1 protein-coding gene, 2 tRNA genes and 3 rRNA genes are annotated in these 6,112 nt (G+C 53.8%); 5 read left to right on the forward strand and 1 reads right to left on the reverse strand.

The window, feature by feature from the left end:
• Positions 1–286 precede the first annotated feature (286 nt).
• The 5 genes from EOD73_RS17430 to rrf all read left to right on the forward strand — a co-directional run bounded on the left by EOD73_RS17430 (position 287) and on the right by rrf (position 5,501).
• Positions 287–1,815 (forward strand): 16S ribosomal RNA (locus EOD73_RS17430).
• A gap of 150 nt (positions 1,816–1,965) precedes the next feature.
• A tRNA-Ile gene (locus EOD73_RS17435) sits at positions 1,966–2,042 on the forward strand.
• A 17-nt stretch (positions 2,043–2,059) separates the two neighbouring features.
• Positions 2,060–2,135: transfer RNA gene (locus EOD73_RS17440), tRNA-Ala, on the forward strand.
• Between the two features lie 253 nt (positions 2,136–2,388).
• A 23S ribosomal RNA gene (locus EOD73_RS17445) occupies positions 2,389–5,265 on the forward strand.
• Between the two features lie 122 nt (positions 5,266–5,387).
• Positions 5,388–5,501: ribosomal RNA gene (rrf, locus tag EOD73_RS17450) — 5S ribosomal RNA — on the forward strand.
• The 16S, 23S and 5S rRNA genes sit together here with 2 tRNA genes alongside, the layout of an rRNA operon.
• 292 nt (positions 5,502–5,793) lie before the next feature.
• Here the strand turns inward: rrf and EOD73_RS17455 are convergent.
• The gene (locus tag EOD73_RS17455; protein WP_127684334.1) at positions 5,794–5,976 is read right to left on the reverse strand and encodes a hypothetical protein; all 183 of its coding nucleotides are present in this window, start codon (positions 5,974–5,976) and stop codon (positions 5,794–5,796) included.
• Positions 5,977–6,112 lie beyond the last annotated feature (136 nt).

The raw sequence follows: 6,112 nt of genomic DNA on the forward strand, positions 1-6,112 counted from the left end.
GAGAAAGAGAACGAGCTGCGAGCGGCGACTTCAAAAAATTTCTTCGAAAGGTGTTGACAGTCGCTTCAAAACGCTGCAATAATTCGCTTCTGCGCTGCTGACAACAGACAGCGCAACGCAAGAAAGTCAAGAAATTGACGAGTTTTGCGAAAGTTCTTTAACAATTTGCAGCCGATAAGCGTGGGCGCTTGAAGTTGAGTCACTCTGAAGCAATTCGGAGACTTGCTTGAAGCGCTCACGGAAATAGAAGTGAAGTTCACTTCGATTCCGTTGAGTGAAACAGATCGAACTGTAGAGTTTGATCCTGGCTCAGATTGAACGCTGGCGGCATGCCTTACACATGCAAGTCGAACGGTAACGCGGGGCAACCTGGCGACGAGTGGCGAACGGGTGAGTAATGCATCGGAACGTGCCTGGTAGTGGGGGATAACTGCTCGAAAGAGCAGCTAATACCGCATACGACCTGAGGGTGAAAGGGGGGGATCGCAAGACCTCTCGCTATCAGAGCGGCCGATGTCGGATTAGCTAGTTGGTGGGGTAAAGGCCCACCAAGGCGACGATCCGTAGCTGGTCTGAGAGGACGACCAGCCACACTGGGACTGAGACACGGCCCAGACTCCTACGGGAGGCAGCAGTGGGGAATTTTGGACAATGGACGCAAGTCTGATCCAGCCATGCCGCGTGCGGGAAGAAGGCCTTCGGGTTGTAAACCGCTTTTGTCAGGGAAGAAATCTTCTGGGTTAATACCTCGGGAGGATGACGGTACCTGAAGAATAAGCACCGGCTAACTACGTGCCAGCAGCCGCGGTAATACGTAGGGTGCAAGCGTTAATCGGAATTACTGGGCGTAAAGCGTGCGCAGGCGGTTATGCAAGACAGGTGTGAAATCCCCGAGCTCAACTTGGGAACTGCACTTGTGACTGCATAGCTAGAGTACGGTAGAGGGGAGTGGAATTCCGCGTGTAGCAGTGAAATGCGTAGATATGCGGAGGAACACCGATGGCGAAGGCAACTCCCTGGACCTGTACTGACGCTCATGCACGAAAGCGTGGGGAGCAAACAGGATTAGATACCCTGGTAGTCCACGCCCTAAACGATGTCAACTGGTTGTTGGGAGGGTTTCTTCTCAGTAACGTAGCTAACGCGTGAAGTTGACCGCCTGGGGAGTACGGCCGCAAGGTTGAAACTCAAAGGAATTGACGGGGACCCGCACAAGCGGTGGATGATGTGGTTTAATTCGATGCAACGCGAAAAACCTTACCTACCCTTGACATGTCTGGAATCCTGTAGAGATATGGGAGTGCTCGCAAGAGAGCCAGAACACAGGTGCTGCATGGCCGTCGTCAGCTCGTGTCGTGAGATGTTGGGTTAAGTCCCGCAACGAGCGCAACCCTTGTCATTAGTTGCTACGAAAGGGCACTCTAATGAGACTGCCGGTGACAAACCGGAGGAAGGTGGGGATGACGTCAGGTCCTCATGGCCCTTATGGGTAGGGCTACACACGTCATACAATGGCCGGGACAGAGGGCTGCCAACCCGCGAGGGGGAGCCAATCCCAGAAACCCGGTCGTAGTCCGGATCGCAGTCTGCAACTCGACTGCGTGAAGTCGGAATCGCTAGTAATCGCGGATCAGCTTGCCGCGGTGAATACGTTCCCGGGTCTTGTACACACCGCCCGTCACACCATGGGAGCGGGTTCTGCCAGAAGTAGTTAGCCTAACCGCAAGGAGGGCGATTACCACGGCAGGGTTCGTGACTGGGGTGAAGTCGTAACAAGGTAGCCGTATCGGAAGGTGCGGCTGGATCACCTCCTTTCTAGAAAATGACGAGATCACTTGATCAGTACGCTGATTGAGCAGATCGAGTCGAATCAAAGACTCAACTTTGATGCGCCCACACTTATCGGCTGCAAAGACACAGCAGTGACAAGCGATTGAACTGGTGAGCAATCACTGGGACAGGCGTGGGTCTGTAGCTCAGTCGGTTAGAGCACCGTCTTGATAAGGCGGGGGTCGTTGGTTCGAATCCAACCAGACCCACCACGGCCTTGATACGAGATGGGGGATTAGCTCAGCTGGGAGAGCACCTGCTTTGCAAGCAGGGGGTCGTCGGTTCGATCCCGTCATCCTCCACCAACGCAATGTCACGAAGCTGGCAAACATGAACATCCGATGGGTGTTGATGTTTGCCAGGAACCAGGCGATGCCTGGACTGCTGTTCTTTAACAATTCGTAGAGTCGAAATCAGCGCTGTGAAGCGAAAGCTTCATAGCATTGGATTGCGTCAACAAACATTCGCTGCGAGCCGCAAGGCTCAAGACGAATTGAAGAACGGCGAACGCATAACAGTCCTTGACGACATCTGCAGTCAGCGATGTCAACGTTATAGGGTCAAGTGACTAAGTGCATGTGGTGGATGCCTTGGCAATTACAGGCGACGAAGGACGTGATAGCCTGCGATAAGCTTCGGGGAGCTGGCAAATTAGCTTTGATCCGGAGATTTCCGAATGGGGAAACCCACCGCGCGAGCGGTATTGCATGCTGAATACATAGGCATGCAAGGCGAACCGGGTGAACTGAAACATCTCAGTAGCTCGAGGAACAGACATCAACCGAGATTCCGAAAGTAGTGGCGAGCGAAATCGGAGGAGCCTGTACGTTTTAGCAGTCTGCATATCAAAACGGAATGGAAAGTCCGGCCATAGTAGGTGATAGCCCTGTATGAGAAATGCAATCTGTGGAACTAAGCGTACGACAAGTAGGGCGGGACACGTGTAATCCTGTCTGAATATGGGGGGACCATCCTCCAAGGCTAAATACTCGTAATTGACCGATAGTGAACAAGTACCGTGAGGGAAAGGCGAAAAGAACCCCGGGAGGGGAGTGAAATAGATCCTGAAACCGCATGCATACAAAAAGTAGGAGCCCGCAAGGGTGACTGCGTACCTTTTGTATAATGGGTCAGCGACTTACATTCAGTGGCGAGCTTAACCGAGTAGGGTAGGCGAAGGGAAACCGAGTCCGAACAGGGCGATTTAGTCGCTGGGTGTAGACCCGAAACCAGGTGATCTATCCATGGCCAGGATGAAGGTACCGTAACAGGTGCTGGAGGTCCGAACCGACTAGTGTTGCAAAACTAGCGGATGAGCTGTGGATAGGGGTGAAAGGCTAAACAAACCTGGAGATAGCTGGTTCTCTCCGAAAACTATTTAGGTAGTGCCTCAAGTATTACCGTCGGGGGTAGAGCACTGTTTAGGCTAGGGGGTCATGGCGACTTACCAAACCTATGCAAACTCCGAATACCGATGAGTACAGCTTGGGAGACAGTGCACCGGGTGCTAACGTCCGGACACAAGAGGGAAACAACCCAGACCGCCAGCTAAGGTCCCCAAAATTGGCTAAGTGGGAAACGAAGTGGGAAGGCTAAAACAGTCAGGATGTTGGCTTAGAAGCAGCCATCATTTAAAGAAAGCGTAATAGCTCACTGATCGAGTCGTCCTGCGCGGAAGATGTAACGGGGCTAAGCCAGTTACCGAAGCTGCGGATGCACAGCAATGTGCGTGGTAGGAGAGCGTTCTGTAAGCCTGTGAAGGTGGGTTGTGAAGCCTGCTGGAGGTATCAGAAGTGCGAATGCTGACATGAGTAGCGTTAAAGGGGGTGAAAAGCCCCCTCGCCGTAAGCGCAAGGTTTCCTACGCAACGTTCATCGGCGTAGGGTGAGTCGGCCCCTAAGGCGAGGCAGAGATGCGTAGCTGATGGGAAACAGGTCAATATTCCTGTACCGATCAATAGTGCGATGTGGGGACGGAGAAGGTTAGCTCAGCCGGGTGTTGGATGTCCCGGTTCAAGCATGTAGGCGTGCTCTTTAGGCAAATCCGGAGAGCTTAGCTGAGGTGTGATAACGAGTCTGCTTGCAGACGAAGTGAGTGATACCCTGCTTCCAGGAAAAGCCACTAAGCTTCAGCTATTGACGACCGTACCGCAAACCGACACTGGTGCGCGAGATGAGTATTCTAAGGCGCTTGAGAGAACTCTGGAGAAGGAACTCGGCAAATTGACACCGTAACTTCGGAAGAAGGTGTGCCCTCAGTAGGTGAACCTGTACAAGGGGAGCCCAACGGGGTCGCAGAGAATCGGTGGCTGCGACTGTTTACTAAAAACACAGCACTCTGCAAAGACGAAAGTCGACGTATAGGGTGTGACGCCTGCCCGGTGCTGGAAGATTAAATGATGGGGTGCAAGCTCTTGATTGAAGTCCCAGTAAACGGCGGCCGTAACTATAACGGTCCTAAGGTAGCGAAATTCCTTGTCGGGTAAGTTCCGACCTGCACGAATGGCGTAACGATGGCCACACTGTCTCCTCCAGAGACTCAGCGAAGTTGAAATGTTTGTGATGATGCAATCTCCCCGCGGAAAGACGGAAAGACCCCATGAACCTTTACTGTAGCTTTACATTGGACTTTGAACAGATCTGTGTAGGATAGGTGGGAGGCTTTGAAGTGCGGACGCTAGTTCGCATGGAGCCGACGTTGAAATACCACCCTGGTGTGTTTGAGGTTCTAACCTTGGCCCGTGATCCGGGTTGGGGACAGTGTATGGTGGGCAGTTTGACTGGGGCGGTCTCCTCCCAAAGTGTAACGGAGGAGTTCGAAGGTACGCTAAATACGGTCGGAAATCGTGTTGATAGTGCATTGGCATAAGCGTGCTTGACTGCGAGACTGACAAGTCGAGCAGGTAGGAAACTAGGACAAAGTGATCCGGTGGTTCTGTATGGAAGGGCCATCGCTCAACGGATAAAAGGTACTCTGGGGATAACAGGCTGATACCGCCCAAGAGTTCATATCGACGGCGGTGTTTGGCACCTCGATGTCGGCTCATCTCATCCTGGGGCTGTAGCCGGTCCCAAGGGTATGGCTGTTCGCCATTTAAAGAGGTACGTGAGCTGGGTTTAAAACGTCGTGAGACAGTTTGGTCCCTATCTTCCGTGGGCGCTGCAAGATTGAGAGAGCCTGCTCCTAGTACGAGAGGACCGGAGTGGACGCACCTCTGGTGTATCGGTTGTCACGCCAGTGGCATTGCCGAGTAGCTAAGTGCGGAAGAGATAACCGCTGAAAGCATCTAAGCGGGAAACTCGTCTCAAGATGAGTCTTGCCGGGGCCTTGAGCCCCCTGAAGAGTCGTTCGAGACCAGGACGTTGATAGGTCAGGTGTGGAAGCGCAGTAATGCGTTAAGCTAACTGATACTAATTGCTCGTGAGGCTTGACCCTATAACCTTGACATCAGTCGAGGCTGTGTAAGTCGTTCTTCAAGTTGAAGACGCAATCCAAGTTGCTGATAGAGACTCTATGAATTGGGTTGCAAGCCGATTGCTTGCAGCCGACAAGTCAAGCTTGACGACCATAGCGAGGTGGTCCCACCCCTTCCCATCCCGAACAGGACCGTGAAACACCTCAGCGCCGATGATAGTGCGGATTGCCCGTGTGAAAGTAGGACATCGTCAAGCTATTTACCCCTCAAAACCCCCATCGAGATATCGGTGGGGGTTTTGTTATTTACGCTCTGCTTGTCAGAGGTATTCCCTGGGCTGGATGCGGCAAAACCAGGGGCAAACAGGGGATGGGTAGACAGGGGGTGGGCAGGTTGGTTCCTGCTCAACGTCGTCACGTCGGCCGATCTCAGTCGTCCGGTGGCCCGATGGGCTCAGAGGCTGGAACGGCTCATGGCCGATTGAGGCCTGACACCCGAGTCTTCGCCGTCAAGGTGAGATTGGCGGACCAGCTTGCCCAGGGCAAGCATCAGCGGGCGCGATGAAACCGGTCCACGGGCAACAGCTCGAGGCACAAGCGCCATTCTTCCCAGTCGACTTCGCTGACTTCCAGGCCGTAGAGCTCGGCGCGGTTGTGCAGGTTGATCGGCCGCGGGCGCGCGCGGCGCTCGACGCGGCACTGCAGGGGCTTGGGGGCTTGGATCGAGTTCATGGGGCCAAGCATCTCGCGCTCCACATGCCCAAGAAAGCCCCCCAAAAGGAGGAACCCCGCTCCAGACTCCCCCCATCTCTTGGGCCCCCAACTCCACGCCTCACGCCACCCGGTCTACCCTCAGCGCCAACTGCAC

It is taken from the genome of Inhella crocodyli (assembly GCF_004004565.1).
In the GTDB taxonomy this organism is placed as follows: domain Bacteria; phylum Pseudomonadota; class Gammaproteobacteria; order Burkholderiales; family Burkholderiaceae_C; genus Inhella; species Inhella crocodyli.

What these genes read in the sequence shown, in the direction of transcription:
- EOD73_RS17455 (WP_127684334.1), bottom strand. Translation starts at nt 5,976, where the DNA reads ATGAACTCGATCCAAGCCCCCAAGCCCCTGCAGTGCCGCGTCGAGCGC.